1 pseudogene is annotated in these 237 nt (G+C 67.5%); it reads left to right on the top strand.

The window, feature by feature from the left end:
- Positions 1 to 237, top strand: a pseudogene (locus SM753_RS21135) (hypothetical protein); the annotation flags it as partial.

The following is a 237-nucleotide window of genomic DNA, read 5'->3' as shown; positions in this document are numbered from 1 at the left end:
GTCGAGGTGAACGTCGGGTTCGACGACGCGCGTGGGAAGGCTGCGGTGGAGCGGAAGGCGGACGCCGTCGTCCGAGAGTTCAACTTCGAAGCGATGACGGTGCGGCTCCCGAAGAAGGCGGCCGATGCACTCCAGCGGAACCCGAGCGTCCGGTACGTCGAGGAGAACGGCCAGATGCACGCGCTCGCGCAGACGACACCGTGGGGCATCGATCGCACGGACTCGGAGGTGGCTCAC

This window comes from Halostella sp. PRR32 (assembly GCF_034808085.1).
Lineage (GTDB): Archaea > Halobacteriota > Halobacteria > Halobacteriales > Natronoarchaeaceae > Halostella > Halostella pelagica.
This window is presented reverse-complemented; position numbering and strand designations above follow the sequence as displayed.